Here is a 21,984-nt window from a genome sequence, read left to right as displayed (position 1 = left end):
AACGATCGCACGGACGGGGGTAATATCAAATCTAAATTTTTTCAAGTGTCATCCCTCTGTTACCAATAGGTTCTCGTGCCATCATACTGGTTATCGTCTGGGAATTCAAGTTCCAAGCTCTGGTTTAAGAGTTCAACTTTCGTTTCGGAAGCTTCCAGCCATACCTCACGGTCAGCATTCTCAGTACTACGATAAGCGAGGCCATGACGTACAGCTTCCATGGCGCGTCTCCCCAGCCAGCTGCAATCATTAATCCGCCAAGCATTGCCCACATGGCGTAAATTTCCTCGCGGAAAATGAGCGGTTTTCGCCCTGCCAATACATCACGAATAATACCGCCGCCGCTCCCTGTTAATACGGCAGCCACGAGTACCGCACTTAGCGGGAGATTCGCCTCTTTCGCATAGAGCGCTCCCTGAATAGCAAATGCAGCTAAGCCCAATGCATCGAAGAAGCTCCAATGCTTCAAAAATTTGAACCATAGGGCAGGAATGCAAAATACAATCGTCATCGTAATCATCGCAACGATAAACAATTCGCCTTGATTCCAAAGATTCGTGATCGGAACACCAATGAGCAAATTTCGGGTTGCCCCTCCGCCAAACGCGGTCACAAATCCTAAAATGTACACCCCTAAAATATCATAGTCCTCTTCCACTGCGACGATCACTCCACTGACGGCGAAAGCGATCGTTCCAATAATGTTTAATATGTCCCACGGTTCCCACATCAAAGCAGCTGATCCCTACCTGTCGAAAAATCCGAATATTTTTGTCCAATAGGTAGTATATCATTCGACTATAGGGTCATGGAACACTAAATTTTTTCCTTAACCGATCATAATTTTTTCTTCCGCGTAGCGCAGGCTTGTTTTGCTTCTTTTTTGAGCCAATGCAAATGCCAACGTCAACGGTCCCAAACGGCCAATAAACATTGTTATAATGATAATCATTTTACCGAGGAATGATAAATCAGCGGTAAGTCCCATGGAAAGCCCGACCGTACCGAAGGCCGACGTCGCTTCAAATAATATTTCCATAAAGTCCTTTTGTAAGGAATGCTCCGTGAGGGTAAGCAGAAATGTCACCAATACGACGACGCCAATCGAAATCATGATGACGGCGAGAGAACGAAGAATCAGCTCGGTGGCGATTCTCCTTTTGAACATATGAACATCCCGCTGTCCACGCACGGTGGAGATCATAGACAACAGCAGGACAGCAAACGTGTTCGTCTTGATTCCTCCCCCTGTCGATCCCGAGGAAGCTCCGATAAACATGAGAAATATGATAAACAACTGCGATGCGGCCATCATATCTCCAATATTGATGGAATTAAATCCTGCGGTACGAGGAACCACCCCTTGAAAGTATCCTGCCCAAAGCTTTTCCGTGAAGCTTAAATCTCCAAAGGTCTTCGGATTAAACCATTCCACCGCCGTGACCACCAAAACCCCTGCCACACATAAAATAGCGCTTCCTGCAAGTACAATTTTGGAATGCAGGCTGAGCCTAGACCAGCTGCGCTTCCTAAATATATCTATGATTACAAAAAAACCAATTCCGCCAATCAGGAATAAGGCTGTGATCACAATATTGACCACTGGATCTCCCACATACCTCATCAAACTATCCGGCCAGAGCGCAAATCCGGCATTATTGAATGATGAAATCGAATGAAACACGCCATAATAAGCTGCGGTCCACCAACCGTAATCGTCTGCCCAGCGGACGGACGGTTAATATAAGCGCGGCGGCACTTTCCACGATCAATGCGATTAGAAAAATCCTCAGCGAAAGCTTGACGACGCCGGACGGATTCATCGCATTCGTAGATTGCTGAATAATCATTCGCTCTTTGAATGAAATTTTCTTTCCTAAAATAATGTAAAGAAGGACGCCGAATGTCATAAACCCTAATCCGCCGAGCTGGATCAGCACCATAATGACCAATTCCCCGAAGACGGAAAACTGAGTCGGTGTATCTACGACAATGAGACCCGTAACACATACCGAAGAGGTTGATGTAAACAATGCATCCAAGAAATTCAAGCTTGTACCGTCAGCAGATGCAACGGGCAAACTGAGCAGTACGGCCCCGAATAGGATAATCAGCGCAAATCCGAATAAAATTACCCGAGCGGCAGATAGCTGTATATCGTTTTTAGAAATTCTTGATAATTTCACGCGAGTGGTCATCTCCCATATTCTTGAACCCTGAATATATTAAACTTGCCTTGATTATTGCCTAAATGGCTTGGAATTACAAGTTAGCGGGTTGAGCCATTCTACTCTTGACAACAAATAACGATATACGTATGATGTTGATTATTCATAGTAAACTTGTCGGAATTAACTTCGTACGGAGGGATCACTTCTATGTCTCAACAAGAACATTCCATTGCCATTTCACACGCTTCGCTGACATTAACCGCCTCACTCCATCTTCCTGAACCAGCACAAGGCAAAGAAGGGAGCGATTCTGGGTTTCCTTTGGTCGTCATTTGCCACGGCTTTATCGGCAGCCGCATCGGCGTGAACCGATTATTCGTCAGAGCAGCCAGGCAGATGGCGGAGAATGGGTATGCGGTACTCAGATTCGACTACGCCGGGTGCGGTGAAAGCACGGGGAGCTACGGTGCGGAGGGGCTTCGTTCGATGGTGCAGCAAACGAAGACGGTGCTTGATTACGCACGAACGATCCCTCAGGTGGACCCGAAGCGCATTTCCTTGCTCGGCCATAGTTTAGGAGGGGCTACGGCTGTACTGACCGCTTCAAAAGACCCTCGAATTCAAGAGCTGATTCTTTGGGCACCGGTCGCTCATCCTTATCAAGACATTGCGGACATCGTCGGCAAGCCGCTCGTCCAGCAAGCTCTGCAGCAGGGGACGGCAGACTATCTATCTTATACACTGCACGACATCTTTTTCACCTCGCTGCAGCAAGAGCAGCCGCTTTTTGCTTGTCAGCAGGTCGATGGCGATGTTCTGATTTTACACGGCTCTGCCGATGAGGTCATTTCCACTGATTATTGCTTTTTATACGATAAAATGATGAAGCAAAGACAGCGGGGAACGGTTGAAAAAGAAGTTATTTTCGGAGCGGATCATACGTTTTCTCAGCTTGCCCACCAAGACTTGCTTATTGAACGGACTAGCCAATGGTTAAAGGATCGGGTAAAGAAAGCAGCAGACTGGAATCATTGGACGATCTAAAGCCGAGTGTAAAGCACAGACTAGGTGTTTCATCAGGGACTGGCTTTTATCATGCATTCTCAGTCATGCCGATTTCTTCTCAAGATATCGATTACGCGGTTGCCTTCAGGCCAATCAACCCGATAATGACCATAGCCAAAAACAGCAGCCTGCCCGCATTAACAGGCTCATTCAGGAACATCATTCCGATGATGACCGTGCCTGCTGCACCGATACCCGTCCATATCGCGTAGGCCGTACCCATCGGCAGCGTTTTGATTGCCATCGATAAGAAATAAAAGCTGAGGATCATCCCTGCCACGGTAATGATCGAAGGAGTTAGCTTCGAAAAACCTTGTGTATATTTCAAACCCATTGCCCATACGATTTCCAATACGCCAGCAATCACCAAATAAATCCATGCCATTTTATCATTTCCCCTTTATATGAAAATCTTGTTCTTGATCATATTCTTCGCAGCCAGTTCCAAATAAAAAAACCCGGGAAGATATCCTTAATCGGATCATCCTCCCGGGTTTTTATCCCTCCGTGTACATGCCGCTTCACGCTGCGCACGCGTTTTCTCTCGGTCCAGTCCAGCGCTGCTGTGCATGCTGCGGAACCCTAGAAAACTTGCTTAAATATATAAATCCTTATATGCCGTAACCTTCCGAACGTAATTTTGCGTCTCGGCCGGCAGTAATCCCAATACGCTCATCAGCTGTTCGTCGTTGCTTACGCCCAGCCGATCCACTCTGCCCGGTCCCGCATTATAAGCGGCCAAAGCCAGTTTCTCATTTCCATTGTATTTACTCAATAAATTCGCTAAATAACGGCTGCCGCCCATAATATTTTCCGCAGGATTGAACGGATTGGCAACCCCCATATCCGAGGCCGTGCCGTCCATGAGCTGCATTAAGCCTTTAGCCCCCGCACTGGATACGGCATCGGTACGGAATCCAGATTCCGCATGGATCACCGCTTTGATCAGCGATTCGTCGATTCCATACCTTGCTGAAGCCTGCTTAATCCAAGCATCATACGAGGAAGAGCTTTCCGCCCGTGAGGCATCCGCCGCCACCGGGAAGCTTCCGCTGCTGCTCACCGCATAATCAGCAAGTGACTGCTGAAAAGCGAACGAACCCGATGCGGACTCAAGCATTTGCAAAGCCACTTCTGCTGGAATCACTCGTCCTGTGGATGCGGAGCTGCCCGAAGAAGCGTCGAGAAATTGCTGCAGCTGTTCCGAGAAGCCGCTCGCTTCTTTCTTATCGGTGGACACTGTGCCTGCCGTCTTATTTTGCAGTTCCTTTACCGTCATAGATTGAACGCCATCTATCGTCATTTCGTAACCCACACTTATCTCTAAGTTTATGTACTGCCTTTTTATTATATAAAAATTGAGGTGCGCTGTGAACCCTTAGCCGTTCACCAGAATTAGGGAGGGCTCTCACTTTGAACAAGCTTGTGTCTCAAATGCTTCGGTGGAATCGTTCATCTCGAACATCGTCCAATGGTTCCGCATGAAATTCCATCGTGATTCTGGCTTCTTTCCGAGGCGAAGATAACCTTAAATGAACAAGATACGCGGTTTGCACAATTCCCGCATGATCGCTGTATGACTCTTCATAGAGTGAATAGCTCAGGTCGACAGGATTGTACTGCATGGTTACGATTCCCCGCGAACCCGTCCATACCACCCTGCCGGCCTCAAATTCCGGTTTACACCTGCTGATCAACGCCTCAGTAACGATTCCCGGGCGGGCCCACTGCACTGTGTCTTCGATTCGCAGCAGCGGCTTCCCGCTGAATGAAGCCACCTTGCTCCACTCGAAGCTGCGAGTGAATGATTGCAGTGATTCATCCGCATAAGCATTAGACAGATCCAGCAGCAACAAAGCGGTTTTCTCGTCCTCATCCAGCCTCATCACGTTCGCGCGAAAGCGGCTCCCTTCCTGCTGCTCCATGCCGTTGATCAGCGGCACCGAATGTCCTCTAGATGCATTGTTCAAAATCTCGTAACGCGCTTCTCCGAAATAAGCCTTCGTATACATTCCCGCCCCAAGATCAGCCAGCACATTTTCGCCATTCACGTGCAGGATGAAATGACCGACATCATTATGGTTATGCGGCTCGCCGTTATGACCGCCTTTGGCGGAGAAGGCCAGTACAGCTCCGCGCTCCTGCTTTTTAGCTGTCAGCCACTGCAAATCCGGCAAATAATAAACCTGATTCTCCTGTTGCCGCTTCGCGCTCTCGTCTGGACCCCCTTGCCTAGGGGAAGACCATAGCAGATTTCGCGTGATATGCGCCCACCTGTAGCAGTGATCCTCATGCAGCGAGGGCGGCCGCAGCAGCGATAACGAGGCACCGCATCTGTCGGTTAGCCTGGACAGCATACCGGAATGCAAAACGACGCTCTCTGCCGCATCGGAATAATTCACATACGTATTTTCGCTAAGATGAATCGTTTGTGGAAAGGATGCAATTCTCCTCACTTTGTCCGAGGTCAGCAGATCCAACCTTCCCTCCGTAAAGTCTGCGAGCATCTCTGCGAAATAAACGTAGTAACCGAAGCCGTAAGTCCAATATGTAATTCCCTCGGCACAGCCTCCGTCCTCGCCATACCCTCGCAGAAAGCATTCCAATGCACTTATAACACGCTCGATCAGCGCAGACAGCGGTTCCGGTTCATGAATCAGCAGCAAGGCCGTCATGCCAGCAGATCCGGCGCATACCGCCGACCAGTTATGATCCGCTGATTCCCAGTGATAACGGGTGCTGCGGGACAGCAGCGGTTCGAGTACTCGGCTGCGGGCTTCTCTGCGCATCTGCCGGACAAGTCCCGGGTGCAGCACATCTTCCAGCCATACGGAGATTTCAGCCATGGCATGCGCAGTCTCTGCGGCGAATAAATCGATTTCTTGACGAGGCTGTGCTCCATCGCCTTCGTAAGCAAGATGGGCAGGCAGACACCAGGAATATTCGTTGCAAATTTCCCACATCACTTCCTGAAGGGTGGAGATCACTTCGGGTCGCGGGTCGTTCAACGCTGCACAAGCGCATACCGCCAATCTCTTGCGTCTGTCAAAGTATGATGTTTCATATGCAAGCCGATCTCCATGGTCCTCAAATTGTACAAAATCCCGAAAGCTCAATTGAGGAATCGCCTCTTGAACGATATTCCCCAATTCCTGATCCATCTCTTGCCACAAGCCTGCAAGCAGCGGATTTTGCCTGCTTCTTCGGATCATATCTCTAATTCTCTCAGCGTTATGCCATGTTGTCTCCTGGCCTGCAAGAACAGCCGTATGTATATCACGAAACGTGTACAATCCCTTCCCCTCCCCATCTTTGCCGTCCTCTTTCCCAGACAGCTAAGAAGTTGAATTCAATCCGTTTCTATGTATCCATTATACCTGTTATGAAGTGAATTTCCTGAACGTAAATTCCGACAATAACAGACACGTTTAGGCCATTTCGTCTGAGTCCTCATACTCTAAAATTTCCAAATTTAGTGAGAAGGCCTTATTGAGCCAGCTTCTGTCTTCTACTAAACTGATCAGTAATGTTTACATATTCGGGGAGGATACGACATGAAGAAAAAAGCAGTGATGTTCATTTCTGCGGCGGCGATGTCCGTAGGCTTAATCGCGGGCGCAACCGCGGCTCCAGTATTAGAGGATATTAAAGCTCAGCTGAACTGGTCGACCCAATTTAAAGTAGATGGTAAAGCATGGACGCCTGAGGATGCTGAGGGTAATAAGCTGGCTCCAATTGTCTATGACCACACGACCTATTTACCGGTTCGTGCGGTTTCAGAAGCATTGGATACTGCCGTAAAATGGGATCCGGAAACACAAACGGTCATTCTTGGGGAAGATACGAAACAAGTTCAGATTATGAACGAAAAATATAAACTAAACAACACGAGCGTCATGGCGACTAAGGATAAGCAGTATACCGTTCAAGACGGAACGGACTACGCATCGGGATTTGTTATTGAAAATATCGATTCTGTTCGAAAATCGGTCACCCTCCAGCCCAGTGGCCAATACCAAAAGGTAAACTTGACGATTTATTCACTGGATCAGCCGGAAAAGGAAGTCGATGTGAAAATCATCGATGATCAAGATGCGGTACTCAAGCATGTGAAGCTGAATTCAAGTGAACCATCCGCCACGTTCGAACTGGAAATCGGGGGAGCTCAAGAAATTACGGTTGAAGCGCATAGCTCGTTAACCGCCGAAGAACGAATTTTTGTGGCGGGATATTATCATTAATTTAGAAAAAGCCGGAAGAGCGGAACGATCCGCTGTCCGGCTTTTTCATCACGAAGCGTGATGGCGAAGCTTCGATCATCACTCCACTCCATCCGTAAAATGCTTGCTGTAGTTCTTATCTCCTTTGTGCTGTAAATCCTCAACCGTATATTCCAACGTTTGGAGCATCTGATTTCGAATATCTTGAATCGTCTGGTAGAACAGCTGCTCTTGCTCCCCTACCGGACTGGATCCGGATAAAGCCAGAGCGGCCGTAAACCGTCGGTGATGATTCTCAAAATCCTCCAGCGCCTTGAATACATGTTTCGCGTACATAATAATATCTTGATTTTTGTCCGGGATTTGTTCCGCCAACTGTTCGAGCCTAGTTTTCATGACTGATTCCTCCTCGTTAAACGAAGCCTGTTCATTCCGGCTCATCGTTCATAGTATACAAAACATCACAGGGCAGGCAGACGGCACATCCCCCGTCCTCAGTGAACCGAGCCATGACGTTATACGATCACGTCGTAGCCCTGCTCCTCAATCGCTTCCTTCAGCTGATCCAAGCTCAGCTTGTTATCATCGAACGAGACGTCGACCGTACCCGCCTCCAAATTCACAGTTCCTTGTGCTCCAATTTCCTTCAAAGCGCCTTCTACAGCCTTTACGCAATGTCCGCAGGACATGCCTTGCACCTTCAATGTTGTTTGTGTCATAGATCATCTCTCCTTATATGTTTATTATTTGAGTAATTTGTTCACGGTAATCAAAAGCTCGTCGATCACTTCGTGGTCACCCTCTTGAATCCGCTCGACAACGCAGGACTTCATATGGCCTTCCAGCAGCAGTCGGCCTACACTGTTCAGTGCGGATTGAATGGCTGCAATTTGATTCAAGACATCATCACAGTACGTATCCTTTTCAATAAGCCCCTTTACGCCTCGGATTTGACCTTCAATTCGATTCAGCCTTGTGATTAAATTGCTCTTCAGCTTATCGGAATGATGGCTTTTCCTCTCCGATTCATGGTGCTCACAATGATCCTCCTGTACTTGTTCTTTTGCCATAGCGGGATCTCCTCCTAACCACTGTACTTAGAATCATCATACTAAACCCCCGGGGGGTAAATCAAACGTTTACCCGCTGCAGCCGCAGCGCATTAATAACAACGGATACGGAGCTTAGTGCCATGGCGGCTCCTGCCAGCCAAGGCGCCAGCATGCCCGCAGCGGCGATAGGAATACCAATCGTATTGTAGGCGAGCGCCCAGAACAGATTTTGCTTAATGTTAGCCATCGTGCGCCGGCTCATCTCCATCGCTTGCGGGATGCTGTTCAAATCCCCGCGCATCAGTGTAACAGCGGCCGTCTCCATCGCCACATCGGTCCCTGTTCCCATGGCCATTCCGATATCGGCTGTAGCAAGTGCAGGCGCATCGTTAATGCCGTCGCCGACCATCGCAACCTTCCGTCCCTGCTGCTGAAGCTTCTTCACTTCTTCTGCTTTGCCTTCCGGCAGCACCTCGGCCAGCACTTCCTCTATTCCGGCCTGATGCGCTATTGCCTTGGCTGTTCTTTCATTATCCCCCGTCATCATAATGACACGCAGCCCCATGCGGCGCAGACGTTCAACGGCTTCCTTCGAGGTATCCTTAATGGTATCGGCCACAGCGACCATCCCGGCATATGAGCCGTCTACCGCCGCCAGCATGACCGTCTTGCCCTGCTCCTCCAGCTTCTCCATCCGGGAAAGAGCCTGCTGCATCTTGATGCTGTGCTTTGAAAGAAGCTTTCGAGTACCAACGAGTATGCGGCGTCCTGCAACCGTGGCCTCGATTCCATAACCGGGGATCGCGGCGAACTGCTCGGGTTCAGAAGGCTCCGCCCCTTCATCCTTAGCACCCTGCACGATAGCTTCCGCCAGCGGATGCTCGGACAGCCTCTCCGCCGAAGCGACGAGCTGCAGCAGCTCGCGCTCCGCCATCGCATCTGAGACGACATTGGTCAGCACCGGCTTGCCGTAGGTTACGGTACCGGTTTTATCCAGCACGATGGTGTCCAGTTTATGGACCGTCTCCAAATATTCTCCGCCCTTAAACAGAATTCCCATCTCTGCGGCACGGCCCGAACCGGCCATGATCGAGGTCGGTGTCGCAAGGCCGAGTGCACAAGGACATGCGATGACAAGGACGGCAATCGCTTTTTCCAAGGAAGCCGCGAAGTCTCCCGGTTCCAGCCATACAAACCAACCGATGAAGGTGATCAGCGCGATCCCGACAACGATCGGTACGAAAATGCCGGAGATGCGGTCCGCTACTCGCTGAATCGGAGCTTTCGAGCCCTGTGCTTCTTCTACAACCCGAATGATTTGGGCTAGGGCGGTATCTTTCCCTACTTTCGACGCTTCCACCTTCAAGGAACCGTTCTTATTTACCGTGGCTCCGATGACGGTGTCGCCTGCCCGCTTCTCCATCGGCATGCTTTCACCGGTTAACATCGATTCATCCACGGAAGAGCTTCCTTCCAGCACGACCCCGTCGACGGGGATTTTTTCGCCTGGTTTTACGATGACGACATCTCCCGTGACCACTTCTTCGACAGGAATGGTCACTTCCTGTCCATCCCTTATAATGACGGCCGTTTTGGCCTGCAGTCCCATGAGCGTCTTGATCGCTTCTGAAGTCCTGCCTTTGGCCAAGGCTTCGAACAGCTTGCCCAGAATGATCAAAGTGATGAGCACCGCACTCGTTTCAAAATACAGCTCCGGCATATGATGCGTATCTTTCATCGCCCATTCCAGCGTTAGAAATACACTGTAAAAGTATGCCGCAGAGGTTCCAAGTGAAACCAGCACATCCATATTGGCACTGCCACTGCGCAGCGCTTTGTAAGCAGCGATATAAAAGTGCCTGCCGATCCAAAACTGTACCGGTGTCGCCAGCAGCCACTGGAACCACGGATTCATGAACAGCTCCGGCACCCAGATAAACGATGTCCAGGAGAAGTGCCCCGCCATTGCCCAGAGCAGCGGAAGCGACAGCGCCGCCGAAATAAAAAACTTCAACCTCTGCTTTCGAATTTCAGCCACCCTATAGTCTTCCTGCTGCTCTTCCGTCTTCGGCCGGCCCTCATATCCCAATGTCTGGATTTTGCGCAGCAGGTCTTCGATCTGAATTTGGGCAGGATCATACTCGACGTGCGCGCTCTCCATCGCGAAGTTTACCGTTGCCCGGCTTACGCCCTCGAGCTTGTTCAAGCCTTTCTCAATTCGATTCGCGCAAGCCGCACAGGTCATTCCTTGAATAGCCAGCTCGGTCTTCTGCTTGACAACACCGTATCCCAAATCGGCTACCTTCTGCTCGAGGTCCTCCGTCCGCACCTTATCCGGATGATAAGTTACGGAAGCCTGTTCCGTCGCAAAATTGACATTCGCACCGGCGACACCATCCATTCGGCTTAAGCCTTTCTCAATTCGGTTCGCACAAGCCGCACAAGTCATCCCGCTGATTTGCAGCTTCAGCTGTTTCTCTTCCATAATATATACACCCCTATATCGAAACATTTCAACACAATTAACAACTGGAATAATCATAATATACTATACCCCCTTAGGGTATGTAAAGGGGTGATTTCATATTTTTATTATTTTATTTAAAAAAAGCACAAAAATCCAAGCTATTGACACCTCTTCCGCCAACGTTTTGATTGATTTTTCATTCTACAAAACATATGATTTGGTCAGTTGTTAGAGAAAGACTATCCATAAAGTATAGAGGTGATTCCGATGTCTATGCGCTGGCTGAAATGGATCTCGATTTTGCTGCCGCCTGTATTAATTGGTACGTTTGAATTCATACGTCACGAATTTTTGCTGGACGTCCTTTCTATGGAGACCGGCAATTACTATATTACCGCACTCAGTTTTATTCTATCCTTCGTCTTTTCCACTTGGATGTTTCGCAGAATCGGAAAAATGCAGCAGGCACTCATAAAGCAGCAGTCCAAGCATGCTGTATATGAAGAACGAGAGAGGCTAGCAAGAGAGCTCCATGACGGCATGGCACAAACCCTATTCTTTCTTAAAGTCAGTCTGAAGCAGGGCAACCTGAAGGATGCTGAAGCCGCCGTTTCGGAGATCGACAACGGACTAAGGCAGTCTATCTTTAATTTGAGAACAGCTACTGACAGCCATACGACGATCCATGAGCGAATATCCAGCTGGCTTAAGGAATGGCGCACTTTTACCGGGATTGAAGTTCACGAACAAATCGACATACCGCCATCGTATTTTCATACGTCTGAAGAGGTCCATCTTTTCGGCATTATCCAGGAAGCGTTCACTAATATTCGAAAGCACTCCCGAGCCGATCAAGCGAGCATTGCTTTTAGGCATCACGATTCAGATTGGCAGCTGATCATTAAGGACAACGGATGCGGCATGAGCGGCACTACAGAAACGGACGCCAGCCATACGAACAACTACGGCCTGACCCTCATGCAAAAACGCGCACACAGCCTTGGTGCTGTCTTAGAAATTCAGCAGCCTACCAGCGGAGGCACGGAAATCATCATATGCGGAGAAAGGAGACTCGCATGAATAAATACCGGGTACTCATTGTCGATGATCATACACTAGCTCGCAGAGCAATTCGCAGCATACTCGAAGCAGACGACACCTTTATCATTGTCGGAGAAGCGACCGGAGGACTTGAAGCTATTGAAATGTGCCATTCGTTAACACCTGATCTGGTATTAATGGATATTCATATGAAGGATATGAGCGGTTTAGAGGCAACCCGACAAATTCGAAACGCTTTCCCCATGATCAAAATCGTCATGCTGACAGTTTCCGATGCTGCCGCGGATTTATTCACCGCACTTCAATTTGGCGCCCAAGGCTACCTGCTCAAAAATATGGATCCCGAAGTGTGGACTTCTTACTTACGCTCCCTCATGAACGAGGAGCCCGATGCCTCCCGTAAAATAGCCGATCGGCTGCTGAATCAGTTTCAATCGATGTCGGAACATCCTCACTTACAGGACCTTCCCCTAACGGATAGAGAAAAACAGATTATCTCCTGCGTCGCAGGCGGAGCAACGAATCGGGAAGTGGCGGCACAGCTTCACATTGCCGAAAATACGGTCAAAAATCATATTAAAAACATTTTAGAAAAATTAAATTTAGACAACCGGGTGCAGCTCACCGCCTTCGCCGTTAAAAACGGCCTGTCACAGTTTGTTCAATCCGAAGAAGACAAATAGCCCGATTGAGTCATTATGAAACTCACAATCTTAGACTATACTTCTAATAGAATGAAAGTTGGCAGCATGGATTGATAAAAAGGAGTGTGGGACAAGCTGATGAACAAATGGTTTGGCTGCGCCTTAGCGGTGCTGCTCATGTTCATGATGACATCACACCAGGCGGCTGCCCACGCATCGCTCATCCAAGCGAAGCCCTCGCAAGGAGAACGGCTCGATCAAGCGCCGACCGAGATCAAGCTCATCTTCAATGAACGGCTTGAAAAGGCGTTGTTCTCCGTCACCGTCTTGGATCCTGAGGGCCGAAAAGTCACAAATCAAGATGCTGAAATGAGTCAGGACCAGCGAGAACTAAGTCTTCAGCTCCCTGAGCTGGAGCATGGCGTCTACACGGTTAGCTACCAGATCATGTCCGCAGACGGTCATCCGGTGCAAGGATCTTATGTGTTTGCCGTAGGAGAAGAGACACCGGCATCAGATCTAGGGAGCAAACTAGGTGCACAGCCCTCTCAAACAGGCAGCACCGACGTACTGCTGTACTTTGCCCGATGGCTTTATTTTGCGTTATTTTTGCTGTTGATCGGCTGGGTCATATGGCGAGGATTGGCTCCTGCGAGCCAGCAATGGTTCGGCAGACCGCCATTTGCTCTGCAAGCCTTATTTCTAGCATCTCTGCTGCTGCTGATCGTGATGCAGCTGATAGATTTGATGAACGGCTGGGATCAGGCGCAAATCAGCGCCATGGCTCAAACATCAGCAGGATGGTCTTGGTTGATCCAACTGCTTCTTTCCCTCATCGGCTTTCTTGTGCTTGGACGATCTAGATGGCTGGATGGATTATGGGCAGCTTCGATGATCATCGCAAAGAGCTTATATGGTCATGCAATGGCCATCGAACCTGTATACTTCACCCTTCCCTTGAATTGGATCCATCTGGCAGGCGCTGCTGTTTGGTCAGGGGGACTGCTGCTGATCGTGATGAATTGGAGACGAGCTAAGGAGGAAATGATCTCTTTTCTCCCCCGCTTTTCGGGCTGGGCACTCACCAGTATGATTGTGCTCACCTTGAGCGGGATCGGCTCTACCCTGCTGTATGTTCAAAGGCTGGAATATTTGCTGAAGACCGATTGGGGCAAATTGCTGCTGCTAAAGATCGGACTCGCAGCCGCCGTGGTCATCGTAGCCGGGATGCTTCGCTTCTTCATGCGGCGGGGTGCTCCTGCGAAATCCATCGGTCCTTTGCTCAAGGTCGATTTCGCTCTGGCTCTTATGATCGCCTGCATCGTCGGTATATTCACCTACCTTAATCCGATACCGCCCAATTCCCCGCTGTACTGGCATGAAATGGGTGAGGTCGTGCATACAACGGTGACCATATCGCCGAGCGAGCCGGGAGACAATCGGTTTGCTCTCCAAGTGTGGCTGACAGATGAAGAGCGATCGGTGAAGAACGCCCAGCTGCGTCTGCGCAGTCTGGAGCAGGAAGACTTCGCGCCGATCGATGTGCCGCTGCAGCTTAGGCCTGACGCTGAATTACCTCCGGATGCAGAGGGGTATCGTTTTTTCCAATATGAGAGCAGCGGTCCTTATTTGCCCTTTGCAGGCAAATGGGAAGTCGAAGTCCGAGTCATGGATTCATTAGACAATGAGCATGTGTATAAAACCGAAATGGAAATTTATTAAACTGCCATATCTTAAAAGAGAAAGGATGTTCACCGAATGATGAAAAAAAGTGTGGTATATACGGCTGTTTTCTTCATCATGATGCTTTTCGCATCGACCGCAAGCGCTCATGTCGTCGTATACCCGAAAGAGACGGTGCAGGGAACCTATGAGAAGTTTACCGTTCGCGTACCTAGTGAAGAAGAGGCCTCCCCTACGATAAAGGTTGAGATTGCCATACCAGCCGAAGTGAATATTACTCGCTTCGAGCCGAAGTCCGGCTGGAGCTATGAGATTACTAGAGATGATACGGATAAAATCACAAGTGTCGTATGGACCGCAGAAGAACAAGGCCTAAGCTATACCGAATTCGCCGACTTTAATATGCAGGGCAAGGTCGATGAAGAAGCGCAGGAAATCGTATGGAAAGCATACCAAACCTACGAGAACGGCACGACTGTTGAATGGATCGGCGCACCGGATGCAGACAAGCCCGCATCGGTCACGGCAGTCACACCAGGATCGCCGGAGTCCGACGGTCACGGTCATGGCCAAACAGCAGCCGATTCGGAGGATGAAAATGGCGAATCATCGAACGATCTGCCGTTATATGTGTCCATCGGCTCGGCTATCGTCAGCGTGGCCGCATTGATCATCGCTTTTACTCGGAAAAAGGCATAAGCGGCCGCAGACAACTTTTAACGCAGGCCCAAGCATACTAAAGGGGAGTGAGTACACAGGTACCCACTCCCCTATTCACGAGAACAACTATCTTTCCCCACTATTTTCGCCTCTCACTTCCGGTAAAGAGGATAGTCTACGGTGATCGGCACTTCAATCAGGACAAGACGAAGGCCTGCATCTTCATGAGCCTGGAAACGAACCTCCGCTTCCTCGTAAGCATTCAGCAGTATAAAATCCTTCACATGAAACTTCGCTTCTTTCCCACCGCTGCTTACGACTCCCCCTCCGCGTACCGCCAGCACCGCAAGAGCGCGATCTTTCGGAATCGTCTGCATATACGGCGTTCCCGCAGCGACCTCTACATCCCACATGCGCGCATCCGCCGTAATTGTAATCGGCGAGCCTTCCCCGAGCACCGTTTTCATCGAAAATCCCTTATTGCTGCGGGTCGGAAAAGACGCCTCCTCGTACGCAGCATACGCAGGATGTAATTTCATCGATTCCTTCAGGTAAGGCTCGAACCAAATTTGGAATCCTTCCATCCGAGGTCCGATCATATTCTCCTCGTGGGATACACCTGAGCCTGTCTGCATGACCTGCGCCCCGCCCGCCCCAACTGTGCTGTGCGTGCCAAGCGTGTCCTTATGCTCTGCCTTCCCATGAATGACATATGTCATAATTTCAAAGCCGGAATGGGGATGCAGCGGAATATGTCCTCGCTCCTCGGCATGAAACCAAGACCAATAAAAAAGGGGGCCTACTCTTTTCACGACACTTCGCTCATGAGGGAAAGCGACTGGTTTTTGTTCTTGAATCGCTCCCCCGTCAAATGCGCCAACCCCCTGCAAATGGGGCGGATAAATAAGCAGCTGCATACAATACTTCCTCCTTTGCGAAGGCCTCATCCCATTCCGTGCCCAAAGCTATACGGACCGAATGAGCGGCCTCTTCCTAAATATCTTAAATTTAAGAGTTGTTCCAAAAAAAATTAGCTGTTTTCTGCGTGCAGGCCCAGCTTTTTAATGAGCTCAATAGCCGTCTTCTTTTCTTCCTCATTCAAGCCCTTCATCACCTGCTGCATCATCTGTGCATGCTGAGGGAAAATACGATCGAGCAGAGCGGTGCCTTCCTCGGTCATTTCCGCAAAGGTCACTCGGCGGTCATTCGGACACGGAACTCGCTTTAAGTAGCCCTTTTCCTCCAGCTTATCGATGTTATATGTGATGCTCCCGCTCGTCACCAATATTTTTCCGCCGATCTGCTGCAGCGGAATGCGTCCCTTATGATACAGCAGCTCCAGTACCGCAAATTCGGTTTGCGACAGGCGATGCTGCTTGATGCTTTTGGCCGAATGGTCCATGATCACCTTATACGCCTTGGACAATACGACGAACAGCTTGAGCGACAATTCCCGATCTTCAGAGCCATGAACCGAATCCATCCCCACACCCCCCAAATTCATTACTTAAAATTTTGATATCTTTAATTTAAAATTAATATATCGTGTCCCTCCATGTTTGTCAACTACAAACCAACAGCTCAGATCATGCCATAATTTAAAATTATCTTGTCCTTTTGCTTCAATATAACGGGCAATCTGCTCCTTCGTAAACGTCTTTTGCGTACCTGTTAACCTGCGAGCCTCTGGATAGTACAGCATACTTGAATACAGATCTGTATCCGCTAAACTCAGCGGACGCAAATAAACACGCGCTCCCTTAAGAAATTGAATCACTTTCACCTGTTCACTCATGATGAAATATCCTCTCCGTTCAAAAGTTAAATGGCCCTACATGTCCTCCCAATAAATCGGCAGCCTGACATAAAAGGTTGAGCCTTTCGATAATGTGCTTTTTACTCCTACCTCCCCGCCGTGCCTAGTGGCAATTTCTTTCACAATAGCTAGGCCGAGACCGCTGCCTCCTACGGAAGTATTTCTTGTCTTGTCGCTTTTATAAAATCGGTCGAAAATTTTAGGCGCATCTTCCGGATCAATCCCCGGACCGTTATCCTCTACCGGAATTAACAGCATCCCTTCGGATCCGAACGGATCGGTAACCATTCGAAAAACGAGCCGGATGACCCCATCCGCTGAATCATTGTACTGTATCCCGTTATGTATCAGATTAGTGAACAGCTGATCCATCTTGTGAAGGTCTACCCTCACATATGCTTTATCTGTAAGTGAATTCGCCAGATCAAGCGGCCTTTGCACTTCGTAGCGCTTGCCGGCTCCTGTAACCTCCAGCTCGTATCGGTCCGAAAAATAGTCGATAAATTGCGATGCTGGCATCGAAATAAAATCAAAGGCGATTTGTCCCGCTTCCAGCTTGCTGAGCTCAAACAAATCTTTGATCAAGCGGTTCAATCCTTGAACCCGCGTCAAAATCACATTCAAATATTTCCGCTGCTGCTGCAGCTCCTCCACCATTCCCGCTGCCAAAGCTTCAACGTAGCCTTGGATTAACGTGATCGGTGTTTTCAAATCATGAGATACATCGCTCAGCAGCTGCCTTCTCGCATGCTCCATTTTGTTTAAATCCGCCGTACGCATCGCGACCTTTTGTTCTAATTCCACATTCAGCTGCTGCAGACGTTCGGTCATGACTTCCACATGGCGAAACGCTTTGGAAAATCTTCTCGCCAATATAAACGATTGACTGAATACACCAATCAGCAGGCCAAAGGAAGCAAAGTCCCCCTTGAATATCCATTCGTTATAATACAAGATGTCAATGATGACGGTAAACCCGTAGCATAATGCGCCGATGGCGATCATTGGCGCATCCTCTCGCTTTCGAACCACTGCCTTGAAGCTCACCGTGAACAAATAAACAGCCGTGATTACGGTAATCCATTGATATAACCAATTCATACGGCTCAGCTCGTAGGTTGGCGTTAGGATGGTCAACATACCAAACAGCAGTCCCAGTCCTTGACTGACACGAAGTGCTTTCTTTGACATGTCTTGCGGAAACAAATGATAAATAAATCCAGCGGCGATCGGCAAAGCCAAATAAAAGGTCTCATATTCCAACTTCAAGGTGAACGTCCAATCCATCTGCGGAAACAGCTGGAGCAAATAGCTCTGGCTGACAATGAGGGTTCTCATCGCCTGCAGCAAGCAAAACAGTCCAAAGTATAGGACCGACTTCTCCTGGCGTCTGTAAGCAAATAGACTCAAATGATAGAGTCCCATAATGAATAAACAGCCGAATAAGAACAAATCGATAGCCAGCCCCATCTTCTCATTCGTTGCAATTTGGCGGTCCGTACCGAGCTCTAAGGGCAGCCAGATGCCTCCTCGGACATGATCAAATTCGATACCTGCACGATGATGTCTATCGTTCCGGAAGTCGTCGTAAAATAGGCGACCTGCGGCAAATAGTGAGGAATCGCTTCGGAGGCATGACTTCCCACAGAACCGCTTGCAGCGAGCAGCTCGCCGTTCATCCAAAGCTTGTAAGCCGTGGCGATACGCGGGATTTTTAATGCGAGAATTTGATCCTGCTCGTCCAGCTTTACAACCAAACGATATGTACCATAGCCTCTTCCCTCGTTTTGGGTTTCCGATACATACGCATTCCATGAATTAGGAACCTCAATCGTGCTATGAATCGGCCAACCACGCTCATCTGCCTCGAATTGATCTGGTCCAATAAGTCGATCCCGATAAAACTCCCATTCACCGTTCAAAGGGAGGATCCCGTCCTTGTCAAACTTCCAGCCGGTCACATCCAGCACTCCGTCTTTGGCTTGCGGATGCTCATCGTTCGGTCTGGTGGTCGACACGAGGACGATGCCGATCGTGATGATTAAGAAAAAAAGGAAAATCCCAATTTTTTTCACAGCTTTTACCCATCCTATTCCTCTGCTCAAAAGTCTGGAGTCCCTTTCCATTATAATCGGATGGGCTGTAAATTACAGGTAAAATCATTCAATTTCGCTGCTCAAAGTAAGAACTCCCCATATATATCGCGATATCGCGTATCTAAAAAATATGTTCGGCTATTCCATATCAAAGTCACAAGCATACAGACCACTTTTCATTTCTAACTTGTAAAAAGAATTTGGAAACCCTTTCACCTAATCCGGTATTTCCCACTTCCCGAGGGTCATCGAATAGGCAGCTTTCATTTTCATCACCATATGAAAAGAGCCTGCCGCGGTCAGCCGCAGCAGGCTCTTTTCCAATCATGAAATATGAGTAAGGCCGTCCCTAGAACGAATCAGCCTAAAATCTGTTCAATACGCTCCAAGACGTCGTCTGACAGCTGAATACCGGATGCCTTCACGTTCTCTGTGACCTGTTCAGGCCGACTCGCACCGACTAATGCACTCGCGACATTAGGCTGACGCAAAATCCAGGCAAGCGCCAACTGACCTACGGTAATGTCTAGTTCCTTCGCGATGCCGACAAGCTGATTAACCTTGTCGATTTTCTCTTCCGTAATACCGTTTCGCATCCATTCCAGCTTCGCCGCACGGCTGTCTTCCGGCAGCTTATCGGCGGATACATACTTGCCTGTCAGCAAGCCTTGCGCCAGCGGAGAAAATACGACCTGGCCAATCCCTTTCTTTTCTCCTAAAGGAATGATTTCCTTCTCAATATAACGCTGGAACATATTGTAGATCGGTTGGTTGACTACAATGCGATCCAGCAAATATTTATCTGCTGTGCCGAGCGCCTCTTCCATCTGAGCCGCAGTCCATTCACTGACGCCGACATAGAGCACTTTGCCTTGACGCACCAGATCATCGAGTGCGCGCAGCGTCTCGTCCACAGGCGTCTCTGGATCATAACGATGGCAGTAAAAAATATCGACATAGTCATGGCCAAGTCTCTTCAAGCTGGCATGCGCCTGCTCCATGACGTGCTTGCGGGACAAACCACGGTCATTCGGCCCTTCGCCCATCGGCCAGAACGCCTTCGTAGCCAGTACGTACGATTCCCTCGGGTACGCCTTCAGCGTTTCCCCGACCAAGATTTCCGCCGCACCCTTTTCATACACATTCGCGGTATCAAAGAAATTCACTCCAGCCTCATAGGCAGTATGTATGGACTTCACCGCGTTTTCCTTCTCCACGTATCCTCCGTAGGTTAACCAGCTGCCCAAGCTAATCTCGCTTACCTTCAGACCGGTACGGCCCAATTTACGGTACTGCATTGATTCATCCTCCTTTGTGGAATACGTTTACAATTCCTATTGTAATGAAATACTGTGCAAAAGAAAAGCACAGTATTATTTCACGTTTACCAAGCGTATGCTTGCGGTGCTTCTCCGCCCGGTCCCGGGAAAATTTCATCGAGCTTCTTGAGCACTTCTTCACTCAGCTCGATTTCCACTGCACGCAGCGAGCCTTCTAATTGGCTGACGGTACGCGGTCCAATAATCGGCGCAGTCATGGCCGGATGCTGCAGCGTCCAAGCTAAAGCCACATTCGCCTCGCTCTCGCCGAGCTCCTGACACAGCTTGCTGAACGCTTCGAGCTGCGCACGGTGAGCATTAATCCATTCCTGCGTGCTTTCGGTGCGAGAGCCTGACACCGGAGGCTTCAGCGCATTGCCGCCAAGCAGGCCGCCGCTGAGCGGACTCCACGCCACAACGCCGATGCCGTGCTCTTCCGCTGCAGGAAGCACTTCCAGCTCAGGCATTCTGCACAGCAAATTGTAGCGGTGCTGTTCAGACACGAGCCCCAGCATGCCGCGGTTCTTCGCTTCATACTGCGCTTTCACTAAATCCCGGGCAGCAAAATTGCTGGAACCCGCGTAGCCGATCTTCCCTTGAATCATGGCAATGCGGTACGCTTCCCACAGCTCATCCCAAGATACATTTCGATCCACATGATGCATCTGGTACAGCTCAATATGATCGGTCTGCAGGCGGCGCAGCGAGCCTTCCAAATGTCTGCGCAGCTTGTATCCAGACAAGCCTTCTTTCGTGTTCGGTCCATCCGTCTGATCGTTCATATCGCCGTAAAACTTCGTAGCCAGCACGACTTTTTCCCTGCGTCCGCCGCCTTGGCTGAACCACTTGCCGATAATCTCCTCGGTTCTGCCGGCATTCTCTCCCCAGCCATATATGTTAGCGGTATCAAAAAAGTTAATTCCCGCATCGAGTGCGGCGTCCATCATACGGAACGCCTCCTGCTCCTCGGTATTCACGCCGAAATTCATCGTACCCAAGCATAGCTTGCTTACCTTCATGCCGCTGCGGCCTAAGCTTGCATATTTCATGGATCGATTCCTCCTTCATTTTTCGAATTCGCTTACATCCTTACTTTTCCATCATAACCCTACCCTTCCGCGAATAAAAGACCAACCTTTGGGTCACATGCCTTTTTTGATATATCTTATAGCGCTAATCCGCTGTATATCGAAAAAAAAATCTTGAACAAACGGAATCATGCGAATACACTATTAATTAGTCGACTAAATATAAAGGAGGGTTTTCCGTATGGACATTCAGTCGCAGCCTCTAACCCGCATGCTGTCGCATATCGTGAAGCTGCACCATTACAGCGTTCATCTCATGATGGAGCACGGCGAAGTCTATCCTGGACAGCCCCCGCTGCTGCTGCGTCTTGCCAGACAGGAAGGGCTGAGCCAGAACGAACTTGCTCAGCAGCTCCGAATTAAGCCAGCCACCTTGACGGTCGCCCTGAAGCGGCTGGAGAAGCACGGTGTTGTCCTGCGCAAGCCGGATGAGAAGGATCAGCGTATTTCCCGGGTTTATTTGACGGACAAAGGAAGGCAGATCAGCCAAGAGGTCCGAGAAGCGCTGCACCAGCTGGAGGAGGTCTGCTTTCAAGATTTTTCGGAGGAGGAGAAGCTGCAGCTCCGTCAATTTCTGAACCGAATTCACGACAATCTGAAAGATAACGAAAAAAAATATTCCGCTCCCGATTCGAGGTGAA

At 49.2% G+C, this 21,984-nt stretch carries 24 protein-coding genes and 1 riboswitch; of the genes, 7 read left to right on the top strand and 17 right to left on the bottom strand.

Annotated elements, in window-relative coordinates:
- Positions 1 to 124: 124 nt before the first annotated feature.
- The 3 genes from ACFPXP_RS19375 to ACFPXP_RS19365 all read right to left on the bottom strand — a co-directional run bounded on the left by ACFPXP_RS19375 (position 125) and on the right by ACFPXP_RS19365 (position 2,186).
- A complete protein-coding gene (locus ACFPXP_RS19375) occupies positions 125 to 730 on the bottom strand; it encodes a trimeric intracellular cation channel family protein (protein WP_379896046.1) in 606 nt (201 codons plus the stop codon).
- A 99-nt stretch (positions 731 to 829) separates the two neighbouring features.
- On the bottom strand, positions 830 to 1,684 hold the full coding sequence (locus ACFPXP_RS19370) for a TrkH family potassium uptake protein (RefSeq protein WP_379896045.1): 855 nt from the start codon (positions 1,682 to 1,684) through the stop codon (positions 830 to 832).
- Positions 1,656 to 2,186, bottom strand: coding sequence for a potassium transporter TrkG (locus ACFPXP_RS19365; RefSeq protein WP_379896044.1), 531 nt, complete (start codon positions 2,184 to 2,186; stop codon positions 1,656 to 1,658). The genes ACFPXP_RS19370 and ACFPXP_RS19365 overlap by 29 nt, the downstream gene beginning before the upstream one ends.
- Positions 2,187 to 2,378: 192 nt before the next feature.
- On the opposite strand from ACFPXP_RS19365, the gene ACFPXP_RS19360 reads away from it, so the two are divergent.
- Entirely contained in the window at positions 2,379 to 3,215 is an 837-nt protein-coding gene (locus tag ACFPXP_RS19360) for an alpha/beta hydrolase family protein (RefSeq protein ID WP_379896043.1), read from the top strand.
- A gap of 91 nt (positions 3,216 to 3,306) precedes the next feature.
- On the opposite strand, the gene sugE is transcribed toward ACFPXP_RS19360, so the two are convergent.
- From sugE to ACFPXP_RS19345, 3 genes are all read right to left on the bottom strand, one after another.
- The gene (sugE, locus tag ACFPXP_RS19355) at positions 3,307 to 3,621 is read right to left on the bottom strand and encodes a quaternary ammonium compound efflux SMR transporter SugE (RefSeq protein ID WP_379896042.1); all 315 of its coding nucleotides are present in this window, start codon (positions 3,619 to 3,621) and stop codon (positions 3,307 to 3,309) included.
- 99 nt (positions 3,622 to 3,720) lie between these two features.
- Positions 3,721 to 3,833, bottom strand: a riboswitch (guanidine-I (ykkC/yxkD leader).
- Positions 3,832 to 4,539, bottom strand: a complete 708-nt coding sequence (locus ACFPXP_RS19350) for a lytic transglycosylase domain-containing protein (RefSeq protein ID WP_379896041.1) — start codon at positions 4,537 to 4,539, stop codon at positions 3,832 to 3,834. Its footprint overlaps the riboswitch before it by 2 nt.
- A gap of 127 nt (positions 4,540 to 4,666) precedes the next feature.
- Positions 4,667 to 6,529 carry a heparinase II/III domain-containing protein gene (locus ACFPXP_RS19345; RefSeq protein ID WP_379896040.1) on the bottom strand — a complete coding sequence of 621 codons (1,863 nt, stop codon included), beginning with the start codon at positions 6,527 to 6,529 and terminating at the stop codon, positions 4,667 to 4,669.
- 261 nt (positions 6,530 to 6,790) lie between these two features.
- Here ACFPXP_RS19345 and ACFPXP_RS19340 point away from each other — a divergent pair, with 261 nt between their 5' ends.
- Positions 6,791 to 7,477 (top strand): stalk domain-containing protein, encoded by a 687-nt coding sequence (locus ACFPXP_RS19340; protein ID WP_379896039.1) that lies wholly within the window; start codon positions 6,791 to 6,793, stop codon positions 7,475 to 7,477.
- A gap of 78 nt (positions 7,478 to 7,555) precedes the next feature.
- On the opposite strand, the gene ACFPXP_RS19335 is transcribed toward ACFPXP_RS19340, so the two are convergent.
- The 4 genes from ACFPXP_RS19335 to ACFPXP_RS19320 form a co-directional block, all read right to left on the bottom strand.
- Positions 7,556 to 7,852 (bottom strand): hypothetical protein, encoded by a 297-nt coding sequence (locus ACFPXP_RS19335; protein ID WP_379896038.1) that lies wholly within the window; start codon positions 7,850 to 7,852, stop codon positions 7,556 to 7,558.
- 119 nt (positions 7,853 to 7,971) lie between these two features.
- Positions 7,972 to 8,175 (bottom strand): copper chaperone CopZ, encoded by a 204-nt coding sequence (gene copZ / locus ACFPXP_RS19330; protein WP_379896037.1) that lies wholly within the window; start codon positions 8,173 to 8,175, stop codon positions 7,972 to 7,974.
- Positions 8,176 to 8,199: 24 nt separating this feature from the next.
- Positions 8,200 to 8,526 (bottom strand): metal-sensitive transcriptional regulator, encoded by a 327-nt coding sequence (locus ACFPXP_RS19325; RefSeq protein ID WP_379896036.1) that lies wholly within the window; start codon positions 8,524 to 8,526, stop codon positions 8,200 to 8,202.
- A 61-nt stretch (positions 8,527 to 8,587) separates the two neighbouring features.
- The gene (locus ACFPXP_RS19320; RefSeq protein ID WP_379896035.1) at positions 8,588 to 10,993 is read right to left on the bottom strand and encodes a heavy metal translocating P-type ATPase; all 2,406 of its coding nucleotides are present in this window, start codon (positions 10,991 to 10,993) and stop codon (positions 8,588 to 8,590) included.
- A gap of 249 nt (positions 10,994 to 11,242) precedes the next feature.
- Here ACFPXP_RS19320 and ACFPXP_RS19315 point away from each other — a divergent pair, with 249 nt between their 5' ends.
- From ACFPXP_RS19315 to ACFPXP_RS19300, 4 genes are all read left to right on the top strand, one after another.
- Entirely contained in the window at positions 11,243 to 12,055 is an 813-nt protein-coding gene (locus ACFPXP_RS19315) for a sensor histidine kinase (protein ID WP_379896034.1), read from the top strand.
- The gene (locus ACFPXP_RS19310; RefSeq protein ID WP_379896033.1) at positions 12,052 to 12,720 is read left to right on the top strand and encodes a response regulator; all 669 of its coding nucleotides are present in this window, start codon (positions 12,052 to 12,054) and stop codon (positions 12,718 to 12,720) included. Before ACFPXP_RS19315 ends, ACFPXP_RS19310 begins: the two co-directional genes overlap by 4 nt.
- Positions 12,721 to 12,819: 99 nt before the next feature.
- Positions 12,820 to 14,403: a copper resistance CopC/CopD family protein gene (locus ACFPXP_RS19305; protein WP_379896032.1), complete on the top strand. Its 1,584-nt coding sequence runs from the start codon at positions 12,820 to 12,822 to the stop codon at positions 14,401 to 14,403.
- Positions 14,404 to 14,439: 36 nt separating this feature from the next.
- Entirely contained in the window at positions 14,440 to 15,063 is a 624-nt protein-coding gene (locus tag ACFPXP_RS19300) for a YcnI family copper-binding membrane protein (protein ID WP_379896031.1), read from the top strand.
- Positions 15,064 to 15,176: 113 nt separating this feature from the next.
- Here the strand turns inward: ACFPXP_RS19300 and ACFPXP_RS19295 are convergent, their stop codons facing one another.
- The 7 genes from ACFPXP_RS19295 to ACFPXP_RS19265 all read right to left on the bottom strand — a co-directional run bounded on the left by ACFPXP_RS19295 (position 15,177) and on the right by ACFPXP_RS19265 (position 21,304).
- Positions 15,177 to 15,941: a pirin family protein gene (locus ACFPXP_RS19295; RefSeq protein WP_379896030.1), complete on the bottom strand. Its 765-nt coding sequence runs from the start codon at positions 15,939 to 15,941 to the stop codon at positions 15,177 to 15,179.
- A gap of 113 nt (positions 15,942 to 16,054) precedes the next feature.
- Complete coding sequence (locus tag ACFPXP_RS19290) at positions 16,055 to 16,507, bottom strand: MarR family winged helix-turn-helix transcriptional regulator (RefSeq protein ID WP_379896029.1); 453 nt, start codon at positions 16,505 to 16,507, stop codon at positions 16,055 to 16,057.
- Between the two features lie 24 nt (positions 16,508 to 16,531).
- Positions 16,532 to 16,819 (bottom strand): hypothetical protein, encoded by a 288-nt coding sequence (locus tag ACFPXP_RS19285; RefSeq protein WP_379896028.1) that lies wholly within the window; start codon positions 16,817 to 16,819, stop codon positions 16,532 to 16,534.
- Between the two features lie 36 nt (positions 16,820 to 16,855).
- Positions 16,856 to 18,310, bottom strand: a complete 1,455-nt coding sequence (locus ACFPXP_RS19280; RefSeq protein WP_379896027.1) for a sensor histidine kinase — start codon at positions 18,308 to 18,310, stop codon at positions 16,856 to 16,858.
- 38 nt (positions 18,311 to 18,348) lie between these two features.
- Positions 18,349 to 18,915 (bottom strand): hypothetical protein, encoded by a 567-nt coding sequence (locus ACFPXP_RS19275; protein ID WP_379896026.1) that lies wholly within the window; start codon positions 18,913 to 18,915, stop codon positions 18,349 to 18,351.
- A 380-nt stretch (positions 18,916 to 19,295) separates the two neighbouring features.
- Positions 19,296 to 20,234 (bottom strand): aldo/keto reductase family protein, encoded by a 939-nt coding sequence (locus tag ACFPXP_RS19270; protein ID WP_379896025.1) that lies wholly within the window; start codon positions 20,232 to 20,234, stop codon positions 19,296 to 19,298.
- Between the two features lie 86 nt (positions 20,235 to 20,320).
- Positions 20,321 to 21,304, bottom strand: coding sequence for an aldo/keto reductase (locus tag ACFPXP_RS19265; RefSeq protein WP_379896024.1), 984 nt, complete (start codon positions 21,302 to 21,304; stop codon positions 20,321 to 20,323).
- Between the two features lie 220 nt (positions 21,305 to 21,524).
- Between ACFPXP_RS19265 and ACFPXP_RS19260 the strand changes: the two genes are divergently transcribed.
- Positions 21,525 to 21,983, top strand: a complete 459-nt coding sequence (locus tag ACFPXP_RS19260) for a MarR family winged helix-turn-helix transcriptional regulator (RefSeq protein WP_379896023.1) — start codon at positions 21,525 to 21,527, stop codon at positions 21,981 to 21,983.
- Position 21,984 lies beyond the last annotated feature (1 nt).

The sequence above is a fragment of the Marinicrinis lubricantis genome (assembly GCF_042658665.1).
Lineage (GTDB): Bacteria > Bacillota > Bacilli > Paenibacillales > KCTC-33676 > Marinicrinis > Marinicrinis lubricantis.
This window is presented reverse-complemented; position numbering and strand designations above follow the sequence as displayed.